Origin of the sequence: Hydrogenophaga sp. 2FB, assembly GCF_005503365.1 — a bacterium.
In the GTDB taxonomy this organism is placed as follows: domain Bacteria; phylum Pseudomonadota; class Gammaproteobacteria; order Burkholderiales; family Burkholderiaceae_C; genus Hydrogenophaga.
The window spans coordinates 173,036-192,215 of the sequence record NZ_SCML01000005.1 but is presented as its reverse complement, the minus strand read 5'-3'; the positions used below and the strand labels follow the sequence as shown (position 1 = coordinate 192,215).

Genomic DNA, 19,180 nt, shown 5'->3' with positions numbered 1-19,180 from the left:
TCACGCGAGACGGCGCGGGCCTTCTTTGAGCAGTTGCCCGTGGGCGTGGCCCAGCGCATCGAAGCCGTGGCCATCGACATGACGACGGCCTACGAACTGGAGATCAAGGCGCACTGCCCCCAGGCCGAGGTGGTGTACGACCTGTTCCATGTCGTGGCCAAGTACGGGCGGGAGGTGATCGACCGTGTGCGGGTGGATCAGGCCAATCGGCTGCGCCATGACCGGCCTGCTCGGCGGGTCTTGAAGTCCAGCCGCTGGCTGCTGCTGCGTAATCACACCAATCTGGCGCCCGAGCAGTCGGTGCGGCTGCAAGAGCTGCTGGCCGCCAATGAGCCGCTGCTGTGCGTGTACCTGTTGCGCGACGAACTCAAACGGCTGTGGTTCTACCGCAAGCCCGCGTGGGCTACCCGAGCCTGGGAACAATGGTGCGAGCAAGCCGAGCAAAGCGCCATCCCCGCCTTGCAGCTCTTCGCCAAGCGCCTGCAGGGCTATTGGCACGGCATCCTGGCGCGCTGCCGTCACCCGCTCAACACCAGCGTGGTCGAGGGCATCAACAACACCATCAAGGTCATCAAGCGCCGAGCCTATGGCTACCGCGATGAGGAGTACTTCTTCCTCAAGATCCGGGCCGCCTTCCCCGGTATTCCTCGATGAACCAGAAAAAAGCCCCCGCATCACTGCGGGGGCTTTTCAATTTGGCGGAGCGAGAGGGATTCGAACCCTCGATGAGGCTCTACACCCCATACTCCCTTAGCAGGGGAGCACCTTCGGCCACTCGGTCATCGCTCCGGAAGCTGCGTATTATGCCTCAACTGATGGGGCATTCCCGCTGAGGAAACCCTCAGCCGGCGATGGTGTCGTCGGTCCGATCGAGGTCGAATTCGCGGTGCAGCGAACGCACGGCGAGTTCCATGTACTTCTCGTCGATCACCACCGAGGTCTTGATCTCGGACGTGGAGATCATCTGGATGTTGATGCCTTCCAGGCTCAGGCACTTGAACATGCGGCTGGCCACGCCCACATGGCTGCGCATGCCGATGCCGACGATGCTCACCTTGCAGATGCGCGCATCGCCCACCACCTCGGCGGCACCCAGCGCGGGCACAACCTTGGTCTTGAGCAGGTCCAGCGTCTTCTGGAAATCGTTGCGGTGCACCGTGAAGCTGAAGTCGGTCTTGCCGTCCTTGCTCAGGTTCTGGATGATCACATCGACCTCGATGTTGGCATCGGCCACCGCGCCCAGGATCTGGTAGGCGATGCCGGGGGTGTCGGGCACGCCGAGCACCGAAATCTTGGCTTCATCGCGGTTGAAAGCAATGCCGGAAACGACGGCTTGTTCCATGTCTTCGTCTTCCTCAAAAGTGATCAGGGTGCCGGAGGCGGCTTCTTCATTCAGGTCGATGTCCCAGGGCGTGAAGCTGGAGAGCACGCGCAGGGGCACCTTGTACTTGCCGGCGAATTCGACCGAGCGGATCTGCAGCACCTTGCTGCCCATGCTGGCCATTTCCAGCATCTCTTCAAAGCTCACGCGCTCCAGGCGGCGCGCTTCGGGCACGACGCGCGGGTCGGTCGTGTAGACGCCATCCACGTCGGTGTAGATCAGGCACTCGGCCGCCTTGAGTGCGGCGGCCACGGCCACGGCCGAGGTGTCGCTGCCGCCACGGCCCAGCGTGGTGATGTGGCCTTCGGGGTCCACGCCCTGGAAGCCGGTGACGATGACCACCTTGCCCGCGCCCAGGTCGGCGCGCACACGCACATCGTCGATCGATTCGATGCGGGCTTTGGTGTAGGAATTGTTGGTCTTGATGGGCACTTGCCAGCCGGCGTAGCTCACCGAGCCAATGCCCTCGGCCTGCAGCGCAATCGCCAGCAGCGCGGACGAGGCCTGCTCGCCGGTGGCGGCGAGCATGTCGAGCTCGCGGTTGTAGGCGCTGTCGGCCTTGCTCGGCGCCAGTTCTTTGGCCAGGCCGAGCAGGCGGTTGGTTTCGCCGCTCATGGCGCTGGGCACCACCACGAGCTGGTGGCCTGCGCGGTGCCATTTGGCCACGCGTTTGGCCACGTTGCGGATGCGCTCGGTCGACCCCATGGAGGTGCCGCCGTACTTGTGAACTATCAAGGCCATCGGGAGGGATTGGATTGGGTTGATTGCGACCGCGCAACGGGCTGACTGCGCGGCGTGCCAGGGCTTGTCAGCCCCCTCTGGGCAACCGCGAATTATATCGGCGGTGTGAAATGCAGGCGGCCACCCTCGCGCGTGACGAAGCCGCTGGCGATCTTGAGATGGATGCGGTGGCCACGCGTGGTGCAGGCCGCGACCTGATCGAGCAGCTCGTCCAGTTGGGCCGCGCTGGCCGCCAGGTTCGCCTGCGCACGCAGCCAGTGGCGCACGACGTTGGCCTGGCGATCGCGCGAGAGCAATTGCAGCGCGGCGATGGCCGGCGGCGTGCCCACCTGCGCCAGATCCACACCGGCCAGTTCATCGAGCAGGCGCTGCGCTTGCGCGGCGTGGGCCGCACTGCGCGCCAGCATGGGCCTGAAGCCCGGGAAAGAGGTTTCCCACGCAGGCACTAGCACGGCCCGGATGCGGTTGCGGGTGTAACGCTGGTCGGTATTGCTCGGGTCGTCCACGAACGCATGCCCTGCGGACGACAACCAGCCGCGCAAAGCGGCGGAGGGCAACGCCAGCAAAGGCCGGCCGAACACCATGCCATGCCGCTCGAAACGCTCGGCCATCGCAGCCAGCCCCGGCAGCCCCGCGCCACGGCTGAGCGCCAGCAGCACGGTTTCGGCCTGGTCGTCGGCGTGCTGGCCCAGCAGCACGCAGGCTGCGCCAGCCTGTTCGGCCATGCGCGCCAAGGCGGTGTAGCGGGCCTGCCGGGCCGCGTCCTCCGGACTCTCGCCGGCCGCGTGCGCCGCCTGCACGCGTTCAACACGCAAGGCGATGCCATGCAGCGCACAAAACGCTTTGGCATGGGTTTCGAAATGATCGGCCGCGGCCTGCAGGCCATGGTGCACGTGCAGCGCGGTCACCTGGCCCGGCCAGCGCTGGTGCGCGGCGAGCAACAAGGCCGTGGAATCGGCGCCCGCACTGTAGGCCACCGAGATGGGCGCCGTGATCTGAAGAAAGCCCCCACGACCACACCACGCAGCCAACGCCTGCTCGCAGGGGTTGGCCGGGGTTGGGGAGGCGTTCACCTCAGAAGGTATGAATGAATCCGGCGTGGCCGAGCAGCCTGTCCAAACGCGCCCAATCAAGGCGCAAAGCACAGCCGTAGCTCGGGCTACGGCGCGCATTTGCAACGCCGAGTGGGCGTGTTGGGGCAGGATGAGCGGGCATGGCGGACTCGTTCATGCCTTCTCAGCGCTTGTCCTTGCTGTCGGCCTTGGTGTCGGTGAAGCGGCCGTAGCTGTTCAGGCGCCCGTAACGCCGATCGACCAGTTCCTTGACCTTGAGATCCGCCACCTGGCGCCAGGCGTCGCCCAGGGCGCGCTTGAGGAAGGCGGCCATCTGCTTGTGGTCGCGGTGCGCACCGCCCACGGGCTCGTTGACGATCTTGTCGACCAGGCCCAGCGCCTTGAGGCGGTGCGCGGTGATGCCCAGTTCCTCTGCCGCATCGCTCGCGCGGTCGCTGGTTTTCCAGAGAATGGAGGCGCAACCTTCAGGGCTGATGACCGAGTACACCGAGTACTGCAGCATGAGCACCTGGTCGGCCACCGCAATGGCCAGCGCGCCGCCCGAGCCACCTTCACCGATGATGGTGGTGATGATGGGCACTTCCAGTTGCGCCATCTCGAAGATGTTGCGGCCAATGGCTTCGGACTGGCCACGCTCTTCGGCATCGATGCCGGGATAGGCGCCCGGCGTGTCGACGAAGGTGAAGACCGGCAGCTTGAATTTTTCCGCCAGCTTCATCAGCCGCAAGGCCTTGCGGTAGCCCTCGGGCTTGGTCATGCCGAAGTTGCGCAGGCCGCGCTCTTTCGTGTCACGCCCCTTCTGTTGCCCCAGCACCATGCAGGGCTGGCCGTTGAAGCGGGCCAGGCCACCCACGATGCTCAGGTCGTCGGAGAAATGGCGGTCACCATGCAGTTCCACGAAGTGCGTGAAGATTTCGCGCACGTAGTCCAGCGTGTAGGGCCGGTCGGTGTGGCGCGCGATCTTGGTGATCTGCCAGGGCGTGAGGCTGCTGTAGATGTCCTTGGTCAACTGCAGGCTCTTGCCTGCCAGCTGTTCGATCTCTTCGGAGATGTCGACCGCGGATTCCGTCTGCACGTAGCGCAGTTCTTCGATCTTGGTTTCGAGTTCGGCAATGGGCTGCTCGAAGTCGAGAAAATTCTTTTTGGCCAAGGTGTGCTCCTTTGGTCTTGTTTGCACGACGCGCCGGTGAAAACCGGTGCGCTCAATAACTCACCGGCAGCGGGTCGAGCGATCGCCAAATATACCAAGTCGCCACGCTGCAAAAGGGTGCCCAGGTGGTGGCCACTTCGCGGATTTCGCTGCGGCTGACGGGCTCGCCCGAAAAATAGGCGTGGCTGATGCCATTCTGAAGACCAAGGTCGTCCAGCGGTAGTACGTTCGGCCGCATCAGATGAAAGATCAGGAACATTTCCGCCGTCCATCGGCCGATGCCGCGAATGGCCACCAGCTCGCCAATGATGGCTTCGTCGTCCATCTCGGCCCAGGAACTCACGTGCACCTGGTCGTTGGCGAAGTGCAGCGCGAGGTCGACAAGGTACTCGACCTTGCGCGCCGACAAACCAGCCGCGCGCATGTCGTCGACCTTGAGTTTGAGCACCTGCGCGGGTGTCAACTTTCTCGGCAGCTTCTCGAAACGGTCCCACACCGACTGCGCCGCCTTCACCGAGATCTGCTGGCCCACGATGCTGCGCGCCAGGGTAACGAAGGCATCGCCGCGCGACTGCAGGCAAGCGCCACCGTACTGCGGAATGAGTTTCTTCATGACGCGGTCGCGCTTCATGAGGTGGCGGCACGCGTCGATCCAATACTCGGGCGCGTCAGGACCGAGCTCGGGCAAAACGGAGTTGGGCATCAGTTGCGCTCCCAGGTGGTGCCGGTGGGGCTGTCCTTGAGCACGATGCCTTGCTCCAGCAGTTCCTTGCGGATGCGGTCGGCCTCGGCAAAATTCCTGGCTTGCTTCGCGGCATTGCGCTGAGCGATCAGTGCCTCGATATCAGCGCCATTGCCTTGGTCGGCGCCACCTTGAAGGTAGGCCTGCGGATCCACCTGCAGCAGCCCCAACGTCCCCCCAAGCGCGCGCAGCAAGCCGGCCGTGGCCGCGTCCTTGCTGCGATTGACTTCACCCGCGAGTTCGAACAGCACCGCCACCGCTTCGGGCGTGCCGAAGTCTTCGTCCATCGCGGCGCGAAAGCGCTGCGCGTGCGGCTGGTTCCAGTCGATCACATCGACAGGCGCAGGCGGCACCTGGGTCAAGGCGGTGTACAGGCGCTTGAGCGCGCCACGCGCGTCGTCCAGGTGCGCATCGCTGTAGTTGAGCGCGCTGCGGTAGTGGGCTCGCAGGATGAAGAAGCGCACGGTCTCGGGGTCGTACTTCGCCAGCACCTCGCGGATGGTGAAGAAATTGCCCAGGCTCTTGGACATCTTTTCGTTGTCCACGCGCACAAAGCCGTTGTGCACCCAGAAGCGCGCCAGCGGCTTGCCGGTGGCGCCTTCGCTCTGGGCGATCTCGTTCTCGTGGTGCGGGAACTGCAGGTCGGCACCGCCGCCGTGGATATCGAAGGTCTCGCCCAACGTGCTGCAGCTCATGGCCGAGCATTCGATGTGCCAACCCGGGCGGCCCGCACCATAGGCGCTGTCCCACTTGGCTTCGGCGGGCTCCTCGGGCTTGGCCGATTTCCAGAGCACGAAGTCCAGCGGGTCGTTCTTGTCGCTGGCCACCGCCACCCGTTCACCCGCGCGCAGGTCGTCGAGCGACTTGCCCGACAGCTTGCCGTAGCCATCGAACTTGCGCACGGCGAAGTTCACGTCGCCGTTGTCCGCCTGGTAAGCCAGACCCTTGTGCTGCAAGGTCTCGATCAGCGAGAGCATCTGCGGCACGTATTCGGTGGCGCGCGGCTCCAGGGTCGGCGGCTGGATGCCGAGCGCACCGATGTCCTGGTGCATCGCGGCCGTCATTTCGTCGGTCAGGGCGCGCAGCGTGATGCCGCGTTCGAGCGCGCGCTTGATGATCTTGTCGTCGATGTCGGTGATGTTGCGCACATAGGTCACGCGGTAGCCGCTGACCTTGAGCCAGCGCTGCACGACGTCGAACGCCATCATCATGCGGGCGTGGCCGATGTGGCAGAGGTCGTAGATCGTCATGCCGCAGACGTACATGCGCACGTGGCCGGGCTCCAGGGGCTGGAAGTCGTCCAGCCGTCGCGACAAGGTGTTGTAGATTTTCAGGGTCATGGAGCGGCGAGCACGGGATTCAAAGCGACATTTCAGGGGCAGAAAACCGGCTTCAACGAACCGCCAACGACACCCTTCACGCAGAGGGCCCTGCGGGTGTTCCATGCGGTCTGTCGCGGCCGTAGGAACTGGACCCCTCAGATACAATTCGCCAGTATATCCAGCCCGACGGCGTGCCTGTGCATGCCTTCGGTCTTCCGATCAACGCACCACTGGCTCCATCCCATACGATGCCCAGGCTCGCTTCCGAGGTCCCATGTTCCACCCCGTGAATTCACAAGCCAGCCTCAACAGCCTTTCTGTCTCCACCTCCCTGTCCCGGCGCGCCAGTCGATGGGCCTTGACGGCTGTGGTTGCGTTCAGCTTGGGCGGTACCTTGGCGTGGGCACAAGGGGACGACTACGCGGAAGTCAACCGCCTGGTGCGTGCGGGCCAGCTCGGTGAAGCCTTGACCAAGGCCGACCAGTACCTGGCCGGCAAACCGCGCGACCCGCAGATGCGCTTCATCAAGGGCGTGGTGCAGACCGAGAGCGGCAAGACCACCGACGCGATCGCCACCTTCACCAAGCTCACCGAGGATTTCCCCGAGCTGCCCGAGCCCTACAACAACCTGGCCGTGCTCTATGCCGGACAAAGCCAGTTCGACAAGGCGCGTGCCGCGCTCGAAATGGCGATCCGCACCAATCCGAGCTATGCCACGGCCCATGAGAACCTGGGCGACGTGTATGCAAAGCTGGCCAGCCAGGCCTACAGCAAGGCCTTGCAGCTCGACTCGGGCAACCAGGGCGTGCCGCCCAAGCTCAGCCTGATCCGCAGCCTGTTTGCGACCGACGTCCGCGGCGCGCGCCCGGCAGCGGCCACCAATGTGGCGGCCCCGGCCGCACCTGCAGCCACCGCACCTGCAGCCACCGCACCTGCGGCCACCAAGCCGGCAGCAGCGCCTGCCGCTGCCGCGGTTGCCGCAGACGCCGACACCGAACGCGATGTCGAAGCCGCGCTCGCGGCCTGGGCCCAGGCGTGGTCGTCCAGGAACGTGTCGGCCTATCTGGGCGCGTACGGTCCGGCCTTCAAGCCACCCGGTGGCCTGGCCCGCGCGGCCTGGGAAGCCGAGCGTCGTGCGCGCATCGAGCCGCGTTCGCGCATCGGCGTGGACATCAGCGAACTGAACATCTCCGTCAATGGCGACAAGGCCACCGCGCGCTTTCGCCAGGCCTATACCTCCGACACGCTCAACGTCACGAGCCGCAAGACACTGGATCTGGTCAAGAGCGGCAAGCGCTGGCTGATCGTTCGGGAATCCACGGGTTCTTGATGGGCAGTCGGCGGTTCGCTCAGCGAGGCCATGCAAGCCTCACGACCGAGCTGCTGGGGCCGGCGGCGGGCGTGAGTCAACGCGCCGCCACTTCACGCCATCGGCTCCGCATGGCTGTGGCAGTGGTTGCGGTGGCAGCGCTCGTTGCCATGTCGCTCCTGCATGCACCGGCCAACCAGCCTGAAGCGTCCATGGAGCCCGCAGCCAAGTCGGTCTCCTCCACGTTGATCACCAGCGCCGCGGCCCATGTGAAAGACGCGGCGCGCAGCCTCACGAACGCTGCCACCCCGCCCTCCGGTCTGACGGCGGTGCGCCTCACGGCCGAACAGCTTGAAGGCTCCCGCACCCAGATGGGCCGGGCCGAAGCTCGTCTGATCGAGATCTACCGCCTCATTGGCGATACCCGCCACCGCGAAGCCTTGCAGCAAGCCGAGGCGCTGGTGCGCGAGCATCCCAACTTTCAACTGGCGCAGCTGGTGCTGGGCGACCTGCTCAGCCTGCAGACCCGCCCCTTGCGCCAGTTGGGCGACGTGCCGGACACCAAGGCCATGGCCGCGCCCACACAGCTCTCCGCCTTGCGCGAAGAGTCGCGCCGACGGCTGCAGGCGCTGACCGAGCGCCCGCCTGAAGGCAGCGTGCCCACGCAGTTCCTCACGCTGTCGCCGCAAAGCCGCCACGCGATCGCGATCGATGCATCCCGCTCCCGCCTGTACCTGTTCGAGAACCTGAACCCGGAGCGCGGCGCCAGCGATGGGGACCGTGCACCGCGGCTCAAGCTGCTGGCCGACTTCTACATCTCGGTCGGCCTCTCGGGCATCGAGAAAGCCATCGAGGGCGACAAGCGCACGCCCCTGGGCGTCTACTACATCACCAGCAACCTCAATCCGGCCGATCTGCCCGATCTGTATGGTGTGGGCGCCCTGCCCATCAACTACCCCAATCCGCTCGACGTGCAGCGCGGCAAAACCGGCAGCGGCATCTGGCTGCACGGCACGCCGAGCGACCAGTTCGTGCGCGCACCACAAGCGTCCGACGGTTGTGTGGTGCTGTCCAACCCCGACCTGGAGCGTGTGCTGGCCACGGTGCGCATTCGCACCACCCCCGTGGTGATCGCACCTTCCTTGCAGTGGGTGCAGCCCGACGCGCTGGCGGGCGAACGCGAACAGTTCGAAGCCGTGCTCGACGCCTGGCGCCGCGCGCGCAGCGAAGGCAATCTGGCCGAACTCAAGGGCTTCTACGCCAGCCGCTTCGCGAGCCAGGGACGCGACCTGGCCCAATGGTGGCCACGCGTCGAGGACGAGCTGCGCACCAGCAAAACGCGCGGACTCCACATCAAGGACCTGTCTGTCTTGCGTTGGCAAGACCAGGAAGACACCATGGTCGTCACCTTCGGCGAAGTTGCCGCGGGCCAGAGCCGTGGCGTCACCAAGCGCCAGTACTGGGTGCGCGAGCAAGACCGCTGGTCGATCTTTTTTGAAGGAATCATCTGATGACATGGTTTGCCCTCCCCTCGCGCCGCCGCGCGATGGCCTTGTTCCTGGCCGTGGCCACCAGCGCTGCCCTGCTCCCCTTGAGCGCCAGCGCGCAGGCTGCCGCACCGCGCGTGAAGCTCACCACCTCCGCGGGTGACATCGTGGTCGAGGTCTATCCCGACAAGGCCCCGAAGACGGTCGAGAACTTCCTGCAATACGTGCAGGACAAGCACTACGAAGGCACCGTGTTCCACCGCGTCATCAGCGACTTCATGGTGCAAGGCGGCGGCTTCACCGCCGATCTCAAGCAGAAGCCCACCCGGCCACCCGTGCCCCTGGAAGCCAACAACGGGCTGAAGAACGACCGTGGCGCCATCGCCATGGCGCGCACCTCGAACCCGAACTCGGCCACGTCCCAGTTCTTCATCAACACCGTGAACAACGCCAACCTGAACGCGCCGAATCCCGATGGATACGGCTACACCGTGTTCGGCAAGGTCGTCTCCGGACTGGATATCCTGGACAAGATCAGAGCAACGCCCGTCGGCGATCAGGGCATGCATCAGAACGTGCCCAAAACCCCCATCACCATCCTCAAAGCCACTCTGGAGAAATGAACATGGCCAACCCGAAAGTAGAACTGCACATCACCGGTCACGGTGTGATCACGCTGGAACTCGACGCAGAAAAAGCGCCGCTGTCCACCAACAACTTCCTGGCCTACGTCAACAAAGGCCACTACAACAACACCGTGTTTCACCGCGTCATTCCGGGCTTCATGGTGCAAGGCGGCGGCTTCGAGCCGGGCATGACGCAAAAGCCCACTGATGCCCCGATCAACAACGAGGCCAACAACGGCCTGAAGAACGACACCTACACCGTGGCCATGGCCCGCACGAGCGACCCGCACTCGGCCACCGCACAGTTCTTCATCAACGTGTCGAACAACGGCTTCCTCAACCACACGGCGCCCAGCGCTCAAGGCTGGGGCTACGCCGTCTTCGGCAAGGTGGTCTCGGGTGCCGAGATCGTCAAGAAGATCGAAGGCCTGCCCACCGGCCGCAAGGGCTTCCATGACGACGTGCCGAAGGACGACGTCGTGATCGAAAAGGCCGTCGCGCTGTAATGGCCGGGGGCGCATGCGCCCCTGCTCTCCATGCCCGCCACCCCCATCGACCGCTTCGCCCGCCTCATCGCTCCCGCGGGTTGGCAAGCGGTCGATTTCATTTCCGACCTGCACCTGCAGGCCGGTGAGCCCGAGACCTTCGAGGCCTTGGCGCGCTATTTGCGCAGCCCCAAACCGCAACGCGGCGACGCGCTGTTCATCCTCGGCGACCTGTTCGAGGTGTGGATCGGCGACGACGTGCTCTCGGCCCATGCGTCCACCTCCGCCGATCCGATGTTCTGGCGCGCCTGCGCCTCGGCGCTGCACACGTTCAGCACCCACACGCGGGTGTATTTTCTGCACGGCAACCGCGACTTCCTGCTCGGCCCGGCCGCCCTCGCCGCGTGTGGCATGCAAGGGCTGGCGGACCCCACCGTGCTGACCTTCCAGGGCCAGCGCTGGTTGCTCAGCCATGGCGACGAACTCTGCCTGGCCGATACCGACTACATGCGTTTTCGCGCTCAGGTGCGCACGCCAGAATGGCAACGCGATTTCCTGGCGCAGCCCCTGGCGCAACGCGAAGGCATCGCGCGCGACATGCGCGCACAGAGCGAGGCACGCAAGCGCAGCACGGGCCACGACCAGAGCCTCTGGGCCGACGTGGACACCGACGCCGCTCGCGACTGGCTGCAGCAAGCCCAGGCGCACACGCTGATCCACGGCCACACGCACCGCCCGGCGGCCCACGCCCTCGGCGACGACGGCTTGCAACGCGTGGTGCTCAGCGACTGGGACCTGAGTGCAACCCCGCCCCGAGCCGAGGTGCTTCGACTGGATGCGCAAGGCCTGCGCCGCCTACCGCTCGCATCCTGAGTCACCCTCGCGCCATGATCCATTGGCTCCAGCGCTGGCTGCCCCGCTCACTGCGCCGCCCTCAACCCATCCCCGACGCGTTATGGCGCCAGACACTGTTGGAACACCCGTTCCTGGCAGCGCTCGACACGGACGCACAACAACGCCTGCGTCTGCTGTGCACACACTTCCTGATGGAGAAGGAATTCCATGGCGCCAATGGCTTGGCACTGACGGACGCCATGGCCTTGGCCATCGCCGCCCAGGCCTGCCTGCCCTTGCTGCACATGCACGGCGTGTCCGGCGAGCCGGTGCGCGATCCCCTCAGGCTGCTGGACTGGTACGGCGATTTCGTCGGTATCGTGGTGCAACCCGGCGCCGTGGTGGCGCGGCGCAAGACCACCGATGGTGCGGGCGTGGTGCACCACTACGACGAGGTGCTCGCCGGTGAAGCCATGGACCGTGGACCCCTCATGCTCAGCTGGGAAGACGTGGCCAACGCCGGCGAACGCGCGCAGCACGGCCACAACGTGGTGATCCACGAATTCGTGCACAAGCTCGACATGCACGGCATGCGGTTGGGGGACGTCCCCGATGGCGCTCCGCCCTTGCCCTCGGGCTTCATGGGCACGAACAGCGGGGCTGCGGCGCGCGACCTCTGGCGCCGGACCATGCAGACCAGCTACGACCGCTTCTGCGAAGCGGTGGCGATGGCGGAGCGTTTTGGCGGCGACGTGCCCTGGCTCGACGACTACGCCGCCAACGACGCGGCCGAATTCTTCGCCGTGACCTGCGAGGCCTATTTCGTCAACCGTGCGCGGTTCGAGATCGAGTTTCCCGAACTCATGCCGCTGTACGACGGCTTCTTCGATCCCGAGCGCGCCAGGCGCTGAAATCCGTCGGCCTTCAAAGCACAAAACCGTTCGAGCTGAGCCAGCGCGAACGGTTTCTATCGGATGTGCGCAGCTTGGTCTGCGCCCCTCGAACTTCAGCGTTTCAGCAACGCCTTGAGCGCGTTCTGCAGGCGACGTTCGACCGCCGCGTCGTGGCTGGAACCCAGCACCGCCGCCACGTCTTCCACCCAGGTGTCGGCCGGTGCGGCCGCATGGCGGCGCGTGAGCAACTGCAATTGCAGCATGCGGCGCTCGCTCAGGTGTTCGGCCGGCGTGGGCACGTCCGCGGCCATTTCAAGCCGCAACACGGTTTCGCCCGACAGCGGCGCCACGGGCTTGGACAAGGCGGATGACCAGGCCGCGCGGTTCGCGGTATTCACCCGCCCACCCAGCGCTTGCACGGTCGGCAGTTGTTCCGCATCGCGTTGCTGCCAGGCGGTCATGAGCTGCGTCAGCACTTCGCCGTGCGCCTGGGCCGCGAGCTTGCGCAAGCTGGCCTGCGCCGCCTCGATGGCCTGGCGCTGGGCACGGAACGCCGTATCGCCCAGGCGCGGGCCGCGTGGCTCGCGCTCCTCGCGCCAGGACGGTGCACCGCCTGGGCCGCCACGGGCGTCTCCTCGGCCACCACGCGCGTCGGGGCGACCCGGTGCGCCGTCGCGCCGGCCATCGGGGCGGTCGCCGCGGCGGCCATCGCGACCGGCCGGTTCGGCCTTCTTCATCCCCGGGCGATCGTCACCACGCACGGCCACCACCTTTTTCGGGGCAGCGGCCGGTTTGGCGGGCGCGGCAGCGGGTTCTGCTTCTGCACTGGGATCTTCGGCCGGCGCGTCAGCACCGGTGGCCGACTCGGGCTCGGCGGCAGCTTCTTCGGCCACAGCCGGCGCGGACTCCGGCGCGGGCGTGGAAGGAGCGGCAGGCGTGGGCTCGGGCGCCCGCGCCTGGCCGGCCAGCGCCATCTCCAGCTCGTTCATGGCCGCACGGATGCGCTGGGCGTCGCCACTGGCGCTCGCGGCGTCCAGCGCGCGCGATGCGTCCAGCACGCGCTGGTCGTGCGCGCTGATCTGGGTGGCGGCTTTTTCCCGTTCGCTGCTCTTGCGCGCGAAGGCCTCGTCAATCGGCTGGCGGAAGGCTTCCCACAGCTTCTGCTCGTGCTTGCGCTCCAAGGGCACGGCGTGGGCTTCGGCCTGCCAGCGCTGCTGCAAGGCTTTCACCGCGTCGATGCGCAGCATGGGCGCCGCACCGAGCGCCGAGGCTTCTTCGATCAGCGCCTTGCGGCGTGCCGTGCTCTGTGCCTGCGCGCCTTCCAGACGCTCGTGCGCCTTGTGCATGGCGTCTTTCCAGACCGGCTGGATCTCGGCAAACGCCTTCTCGCTCAAGTGACCGGCTTCGCGCCAGCGCTCGGAGAACGCATGCAGCTCGCGCACCTGGGTTTTCCAGTCGTTGTTCTCCGCATGGGCCAAGGTCCAGGCCTTGAGCTCCTCGATGATCGCCAGACGTTGTGCCTTGTGGGCTTCGCCCTGCTGGCGCACCTGGACCAGCCACACCTCGACCAGCTTGTGGGCTTCGGTGCAGGCTTCGTCAAACCGTTTCCACAGTGCGTGGTTGGGTTGGCCGCCCTGGTCGGTGGCCTTCCACTGATCACGCAGGCTGCGCAGGGTTTCCTGCATCTTGCGGCCACCCAGGCGTTGGCCTTCCGGTGCCTGCAACAAGGCTTCGGCCTTGGCCACGAGTTCTTCGCGCAACTGGTCGGCGCGCCAGCGCTGCCAACCTTCGAGCTCGCCGGCCTGCGCCAGCGCGGCCTGGGCGCGCGCGTCGAGCGCGGCGGGCACCAGGCGGCCATGGTTCTTGAGCAGCCCGCGCACATCGGCCGCGGCCTTGGGCGTGGCCTTGCCATGGCCTTCGGCGAGTTCGCGCTCGAGCACGGTCAAGGCCTGCTCGAGGTCTGCCGCCACACGGGCGCGCTTCTCTTGTTGGGCCTGCGTGTCCTGCGCCGGCTTTTCGGCCGGCGCGCTCACGTCCTGGCCGCGCGCGGCGCGCAACTCGTCGGCCCATACCGGCACGGCGGGCAATGGCGCCTGCGCGTCGGCATCGGCCGCCACGGTCTGCGCCAGCGCGGCTTCGAAGGCCTCCCACACCAGTTGCAGTTGCTGGCGCGAGGCATCAAGCATGGGCGGGAATTTCGCATCCACGCTAGGCCATTGGGGGTCTTGCGACAGAGCGCTGGCCTGCTGCTGCCATTGGCCCACGTCGCCGCGCAGCGTTTCGGCAATGTGCTGCGCGTCGCGCCAGGGCTTGGTCGACAACACCTCGATGCGCTGGGCGATCAGCACCGCCGCCTCACGCTCGACCTGCACCTGGTGCTGCAGGTCTTCGATTGCCTTGACGCGCTCGGCCAGGCGTTGGCGCAAGCCTGCCAGCGGCTCGCGCGACAGCGGCGCGCCGGCTCGCGCCGCATCGCGCTGCCAGGCCAGGGCATCGGCCAGGTTCAGGCGCGACTGGTCGATCAGGCCTTGCGCCTTCTGCGCCCACTCCACCGACATCTGTTCCTGCGACTTCTGGCGCTTGAGCTCGTCCAGCTTTTCCTTCAGTGGCTTGGCCGCGCCGCGGTCGCGGTGCGAGAGCTCCTTGAAGACCTCGTTCATCTGCTCCAACGGCGGTTCGGTGTTCAGCCATTCGCGGATGCGCGCCGCGCGTTCGCCCGACGTGGGAGCGGAAAACGCACCGCCGGTCACGGTGTCCAGGGGGTGTGCGGCATTCGGACTGGCCGGCTTGGGAGAGGTGGGCGTGTTCACGGCAGGTTCGGAAGCGTTGGACAAGGACGGGGCTTTTCGCAGGGAAAACAGCGACATGAAGAAGGCAACTGGATCGGTTCGGGTGTCGGCGCCACGTCGGCGCGACGGACGCGTATTGTCGCCGCAGTTGGCATGCGGACGTAATGGGCCGTATTCAGCGCGGTGCGAGCTTGAGTTCGGCCTGCGGACGCCATTTTTCGCCCTGGCTGCCGAGTTGGGGCGCCCCCAGGAACATACGGTCTTCGGGCAACTGGCGGCTGGCCAGGTAGTCCTTGACCGTTACACCGCGCGCCACCGCGAGTTCGCGCATGGCGTCGGCGGTGACGGGGATCGATGCCAGCAGCAGCGCTTCCATCTCGGTCTGCGGGATGTCCTTGGCAAGGCCAATCACGTTGCGCGGCTTGGGCATGTCGGCGCGCTTGTAGACCTCTTTGAGCAAGGCCGGGTATTCGGCGGGCGTCACCGTGAGCGTTTCGCTGACGTTGGATGCGCCATCGCGCGCGAGCTGGCGGCGCTTCTCGGCCAGCACGCGTTCGTTGAGCCGGGCGCGCTGGAATCCGCTGCGCTCGGCCTCCAGATCGCTGTGGCCCACCACCGTGATCTGCAACGCAGGGCGGTCCGCCAGCGCCTTGGCCACTGCGTCCAGCCGTTGCCGACCCTCGGGGCCCAGGTCCTTGCTGCCGGCGTCGAAGGCGACATGACTCATCTCTTCGCCACCGCCCCCGAAGGCGCTGCCGATCAACGCGAACGGTGAGGTGATGGCCTTGGCGATCAGGTTGAAGATGAGCCGGAAGATCAGCGGTGCCAGCTTGAACTGCGGGTCGTTGAGCGAACCGCTGACCGGCAGGTTGATGTCGATCACACCGTTGCGGTCGGCCAGCAGGGCCACCGCCAGCTTTACCGGCAGGTTGGGCGCTTCGCTGCCGGCCACTCGGTCCCCGAAGCTGAGCTGGTTCAGAACGATCTGGTTGCTGGCCGTGAGCTGGCCGTTGGGCTCGATCTTGTAAGCCACGCCCACGCTGAGCTTGCCGCGTTCGATGCCGTAACCCGCGTACTTCACCGTGTATGGCGACAGCGGCGGCAATTCGAGGTTGCGCACACGGGCCTGGATGTCCAGCGCGAGCGGTTGCGCCAGCGGGTTGAGCTTGCCATCGATCTCCAGCGCGGCGGTACCCTCCGCACGCCCGCGCATCGTCAGGTCGGCCATCTGCGGCGCGCCGCCCGGCGGCACGCTGGCGAAGGCACTCAGGCTGCCGGTGAGTTCGCTCAGGTTGGCGGAATAGTTCGGCTTGATGAAGCGATCGGAAAACAGCACGCGTCCGTTGACCAGGCTGATGGGGCCGAACCGGATGTCCGGGTTGGGCACGGTGGCAGCCGAGGAAGGCGGCGGGGCGGCGGCAACAGGCGGCGTGGCGGGCGGTGCGGCAGCGGCGCTCGGCGCCGCTGCCGGCGCCTCACCGTCATGCTTCACCAGGCCTTGCAGGTTGATGCGGCCGGTCTCGTCGATGATGAGGCGGGCAAAGTAGTCGCTGAGCACGGTTTCGGCCACCGCGACCCGCGTGACCTGCCCAGGCGCCATGGCGAGTTGCAGGCCACGAACCTGCAAGGACTTCCATGCCAGCAGGTCCTCGGCGGGCGACAGGGTGTTGGCGGCAAAGTCGTCCAGCGCCACATTGCCCGCCGCTGCCAGCCGCAAGCCCGCTGGCGGCAAAGCCGCCTCGACCGTGCCGCGGTAGCTGGTGTCTGCGCGCAGCAGGTCCAGGTTCAGGCGGTCGCCGAAATAGGGTTCCAGCACGTGCACGGGCAATCGATCGGCCTGTACCGACAGTTTGGTGCGCAAGCTGTCGGCATCGCGCTTGCCAGAACCCGGCAAGCGCAGCGTGCCGTTGAGCGAGAGCCGCCCGGGCTCAGCCCGGTTGCCCTTCGCCGCGCCCATGCGCAATTGCAGCGCCAGGGGCATGTCCGGCTGCTCGGAAGCCAGTGGCTGGAGGTTTTTGACCTGCAGCTTGATCTGGCTGAGATCGAGGTGGACAGGCCGCGACGTCGCGAGGTCTTCGAGCGCAACAGCACCCCCGTCGATCTGCACATCGGCCAGCGTCAGTTTCCATGGGGACGGTTCCCCCGACGTCGGCGGCGGCGCGGACGCGGGTGCGCTGGAAGCCTTCTTCATCCAGCGGTCGACCATCCAGCGGCCCTCCTTGTCCCGCTGCACGCGCACCTGCGGTCGGGTGAGCGCGACTTTGCCCACCATGACGGTGTTCGCGGCGAGATCCAGCTGGACGCTCTGCACGTTCAGCTTGTTCAGACTGGCCAACGGTTGGCGAGGGGGCCCCAGGCGCCCCTCGTTCAGGTCAACGCGGGCTGCATTCACCTTCAGCCCCATGGGCTGGTCGCCTTGGGCAGCGCGCCAATCCACCTGCATGTCGGCGGCCAGTTGCCCGACAAGCTCAGGTTCGAGCACGCTGGCGAGATAAGGCGCAAACGCCGACAAAGGCAATTCGGCCAGGGCGACCTGCGCGGTTGCCTCTGCGTCGGTCGCGGTCCCCTTGAGCGTCAGTGGCGTTTGCCCCAGGCGCGCGGACACCTCGAACGGCGCGGACGCCTTCATGGGCCAGGCCAACGCCTGAACTTGAACGCTCAGCGCCTCCAGCGCCAGCTGTGCCGCCGGCTTCACCGACGCATCGCTCCAGCGCACCGTCCCGCCGTCGAGCGCCAGCCGGGCCACACTCACGTTCCAGGCCGGGTTGGAGGGCCCCTTGGATGTTTCGGGCGCTGGCGTGGGCTTGGCCTGGGTCGACTCACCCGACCAGGCTTTGGCCACACGCTGCAGATTGAGCAGGCCAGCGGCGTCCCGCGAAATCGACACCACGGGGGCCTTCAATTCAATGGACGCCAGATCCACCCGCCCTGCCAGCGGCTCCACCCGATTCAATGCCAGGTCCAGGCGCTCCCAGCTCAGAAGTTCGGCTGTGCCCGAAGCACCCAGCTTCTCGACCACACGCAGATTCGAGAGTGCGGCCGTGCCGGAGAGCGCAAGGCGCGGTGTGTCCTGCTGTTCGAAGTCCACGTTGAGCGCCAGATGCAGCACGCCCATTTCGGGCTTGACGGGCCAGACCGCCGGCCAATACGGCAGGTAAGGCGCCAGATCCAGCGCAGGAATGTTCACACTGGCGTCGGTCTCGCGGGTCTGGGCGAACGGGGTCGTGCTGGCCTTCGAGTCGAACGCGCTGCCATTGAGCTCAAAAGCCAGCCGAGGCTCCGTCACCACCTCGCTGCGCGAGGGAAGATTGCTCAGGAAGGGGACGCCGATCGACAGCTTTCGCAGTTGGTGCGTCGCGCCCACTGCGTCATCGGCAAACACGAACTCGCCATCCGTGAGGGCGATGTTGAACAAGGCGAAACGGGTCGGATCGGACGGTGGCTCGTCGTCCTTCGGACGCAGGCGCAGCAACACATCGTCGATGTCGTACTTCCCGTCACCCAAATGACGAACATTCAAGCGCGGCCGCTCCAGCACCAGGGCGTCAATCACCGGCGCCAGGCGAAACAACGACTGCAACTCCGCGTCGGCATAGAAGCGGCCCACCGAAAACTGTTCACCATCGCCAGCCGCGTTGGCCACACTCAGTCCTTCAACGGCCACTTCCAGCGACCAGGGGCGGAAGTCGACCCGGTCCACCGTCACATTGCGGCCCAGAGCAGCCGTCGCCTGTTTCTCCAATTGCCATTTCAACAAGGGCGGCATGCCCAACCAGGCCACCAGCCACAACAGAAGAAGACACAGAAGCGCCAACACAAGGCGCCGCGCCCATCGGGCTTGAGGCAGTTTGGAGAGGAGAACGTTCATCGTGCGGTCGATTGCCAACTTGTCCCCGGAGTGTCGTCGAACTCGGGGCAGCGAGAACGCGCACCTATATTGAAGCCCGGAAAAAAAGAAACCCCGGCAAGCAAAGCTTGCCGGGGTTGACGGCGGGCAAAAAAGCTCTTGCCGTCAGTTTTGGCGGAGGGAGTTTGATGTCTCTCCAGCCTGGAAGCAAGAGATTGCTCCCGTTTGTGGCCGACTTGCGGTTCCCCGTGTTGTCGGCTGATGCCTGTCTTCTGACAGACAACTGCAGGTTACTCGCCTTGTCGACGCGGAACAAGGTGGCAAGCGCCCCTGGCTCATGGAGATTTTTAATCACGCCGGCGATGGCCATTTGGCGGGGAAAATCACGGCATGGAATATGAAAGGTAGGCAAAAACCGACAAGCGGTCGGCAAAGGCACACGGCCGAGAACACCTTGGCGCCACAGCGGTTACCGCTAGCAAAGCCATTTTTGGGCCATTC

At 66.0% G+C, this 19,180-nt stretch carries 15 protein-coding genes and 1 tRNA gene; 7 read left to right on the top strand and 9 right to left on the bottom strand.

Annotation, left to right across the window (positions count from 1 at the left end; translation table 11 throughout):
• Nucleotides 1–654 (top strand): ISL3 family transposase (locus FFS09_RS05055; RefSeq protein ID WP_137917762.1); only part of this gene is annotated, 654 nt, incomplete at its 5' end.
• 42 nt (nt 655–696) lie between these two features.
• Here FFS09_RS05055 and FFS09_RS05050 read toward each other — a convergent pair.
• From FFS09_RS05050 to cysS, 6 genes are all read right to left on the bottom strand, one after another.
• Nucleotides 697–789, bottom strand: a tRNA-Ser gene (locus tag FFS09_RS05050).
• Between the two features lie 52 nt (nt 790–841).
• A complete protein-coding gene (locus FFS09_RS05045) occupies nt 842–2,122 on the bottom strand; it encodes an aspartate kinase (RefSeq protein WP_137917761.1) in 1,281 nt (426 codons plus the stop codon).
• Nucleotides 2,123–2,214: 92 nt separating this feature from the next.
• Complete coding sequence (gene tilS, locus FFS09_RS05040; RefSeq protein ID WP_171019882.1) at nt 2,215–3,153, bottom strand: tRNA lysidine(34) synthetase TilS; 939 nt, start codon at nt 3,151–3,153, stop codon at nt 2,215–2,217.
• 205 nt (nt 3,154–3,358) lie between these two features.
• Nucleotides 3,359–4,345 (bottom strand): acetyl-CoA carboxylase carboxyltransferase subunit alpha, encoded by a 987-nt coding sequence (locus FFS09_RS05035; protein WP_137917759.1) that lies wholly within the window; start codon nt 4,343–4,345, stop codon nt 3,359–3,361.
• Between the two features lie 52 nt (nt 4,346–4,397).
• Complete coding sequence (locus FFS09_RS05030) at nt 4,398–5,048, bottom strand: DNA-3-methyladenine glycosylase family protein (protein WP_137917758.1); 651 nt, start codon at nt 5,046–5,048, stop codon at nt 4,398–4,400.
• Nucleotides 5,048–6,427: a cysteine--tRNA ligase gene (cysS, locus tag FFS09_RS05025; RefSeq protein WP_137917757.1), complete on the bottom strand. Its 1,380-nt coding sequence runs from the start codon at nt 6,425–6,427 to the stop codon at nt 5,048–5,050. Before cysS ends, FFS09_RS05030 begins: the two co-directional genes overlap by 1 nt.
• A gap of 268 nt (nt 6,428–6,695) precedes the next feature.
• Between cysS and FFS09_RS05020 the strand changes: the two genes are divergently transcribed.
• The 6 genes from FFS09_RS05020 to FFS09_RS04995 all read left to right on the top strand — a co-directional run bounded on the left by FFS09_RS05020 (nt 6,696) and on the right by FFS09_RS04995 (nt 12,061).
• Nucleotides 6,696–7,739: a tetratricopeptide repeat protein gene (locus FFS09_RS05020; RefSeq protein ID WP_502703718.1), complete on the top strand. Its 1,044-nt coding sequence runs from the start codon at nt 6,696–6,698 to the stop codon at nt 7,737–7,739.
• A gap of 149 nt (nt 7,740–7,888) precedes the next feature.
• On the top strand, nt 7,889–9,229 hold the full coding sequence (locus tag FFS09_RS05015) for a L,D-transpeptidase family protein (RefSeq protein WP_252374240.1): 1,341 nt from the start codon (nt 7,889–7,891) through the stop codon (nt 9,227–9,229).
• Nucleotides 9,229–9,828 (top strand): peptidylprolyl isomerase, encoded by a 600-nt coding sequence (locus tag FFS09_RS05010; RefSeq protein ID WP_137917755.1) that lies wholly within the window; start codon nt 9,229–9,231, stop codon nt 9,826–9,828. Before FFS09_RS05015 ends, FFS09_RS05010 begins: the two co-directional genes overlap by 1 nt.
• A gap of 2 nt (nt 9,829–9,830) precedes the next feature.
• A complete protein-coding gene (locus FFS09_RS05005; protein ID WP_137917754.1) occupies nt 9,831–10,337 on the top strand; it encodes a peptidylprolyl isomerase in 507 nt (168 codons plus the stop codon).
• Nucleotides 10,338–10,367: 30 nt separating this feature from the next.
• Nucleotides 10,368–11,189: a UDP-2,3-diacylglucosamine diphosphatase gene (locus tag FFS09_RS05000; protein WP_137917753.1), complete on the top strand. Its 822-nt coding sequence runs from the start codon at nt 10,368–10,370 to the stop codon at nt 11,187–11,189.
• 14 nt (nt 11,190–11,203) lie between these two features.
• The gene (locus tag FFS09_RS04995; RefSeq protein WP_137917752.1) at nt 11,204–12,061 is read left to right on the top strand and encodes a M90 family metallopeptidase; all 858 of its coding nucleotides are present in this window, start codon (nt 11,204–11,206) and stop codon (nt 12,059–12,061) included.
• Between the two features lie 95 nt (nt 12,062–12,156).
• Here the strand turns inward: FFS09_RS04995 and FFS09_RS04990 are convergent, their stop codons facing one another.
• The 3 genes from FFS09_RS04990 to FFS09_RS30860 form a co-directional block, all read right to left on the bottom strand.
• Complete coding sequence (locus FFS09_RS04990; RefSeq protein ID WP_137917751.1) at nt 12,157–14,910, bottom strand: DUF349 domain-containing protein; 2,754 nt, start codon at nt 14,908–14,910, stop codon at nt 12,157–12,159.
• A gap of 97 nt (nt 14,911–15,007) precedes the next feature.
• On the bottom strand, nt 15,008–18,700 hold the full coding sequence (locus FFS09_RS04985) for a DUF748 domain-containing protein (protein WP_137917750.1): 3,693 nt from the start codon (nt 18,698–18,700) through the stop codon (nt 15,008–15,010).
• A gap of 64 nt (nt 18,701–18,764) precedes the next feature.
• Entirely contained in the window at nt 18,765–19,049 is a 285-nt protein-coding gene (locus FFS09_RS30860; RefSeq protein WP_137917749.1) for a hypothetical protein, read from the bottom strand.
• Between the last annotated feature and the right edge of the window lie 131 nt (nt 19,050–19,180).

Bases quoted from the DNA above. Each gene is read 5' to 3' on its own strand.
- FFS09_RS05005 (WP_137917754.1), top strand. From the start codon at position 9,831: ATGGCCAACCCGAAAGTAGAACTGCACATCACCGGTCACGGTGTGATC.
- FFS09_RS04990 (WP_137917751.1), bottom strand. From the start codon at position 14,910: ATGTCGCTGTTTTCCCTGCGAAAAGCCCCGTCCTTGTCCAACGCTTCC.
- FFS09_RS05015 (WP_252374240.1), top strand. From the start codon at position 7,889: ATGTCGCTCCTGCATGCACCGGCCAACCAGCCTGAAGCGTCCATGGAG.
- FFS09_RS05045 (WP_137917761.1), bottom strand. From the start codon at position 2,122: ATGGCCTTGATAGTTCACAAGTACGGCGGCACCTCCATGGGGTCGACC.
- cysS (WP_137917757.1), bottom strand. From the start codon at position 6,427: ATGACCCTGAAAATCTACAACACCTTGTCGCGACGGCTGGACGACTTC.
- FFS09_RS05000 (WP_137917753.1), top strand. From the start codon at position 10,368: ATGCCCGCCACCCCCATCGACCGCTTCGCCCGCCTCATCGCTCCCGCG.
- FFS09_RS05010 (WP_137917755.1), top strand. From the start codon at position 9,229: ATGACATGGTTTGCCCTCCCCTCGCGCCGCCGCGCGATGGCCTTGTTC.
- FFS09_RS30860 (WP_137917749.1), bottom strand. From the start codon at position 19,049: ATGGCCATCGCCGGCGTGATTAAAAATCTCCATGAGCCAGGGGCGCTT.
- FFS09_RS05030 (WP_137917758.1), bottom strand. From the start codon at position 5,048: ATGCCCAACTCCGTTTTGCCCGAGCTCGGTCCTGACGCGCCCGAGTAT.
- FFS09_RS04985 (WP_137917750.1), bottom strand. From the start codon at position 18,700: ATGAACGTTCTCCTCTCCAAACTGCCTCAAGCCCGATGGGCGCGGCGC.
- FFS09_RS04995 (WP_137917752.1), top strand. From the start codon at position 11,204: ATGATCCATTGGCTCCAGCGCTGGCTGCCCCGCTCACTGCGCCGCCCT.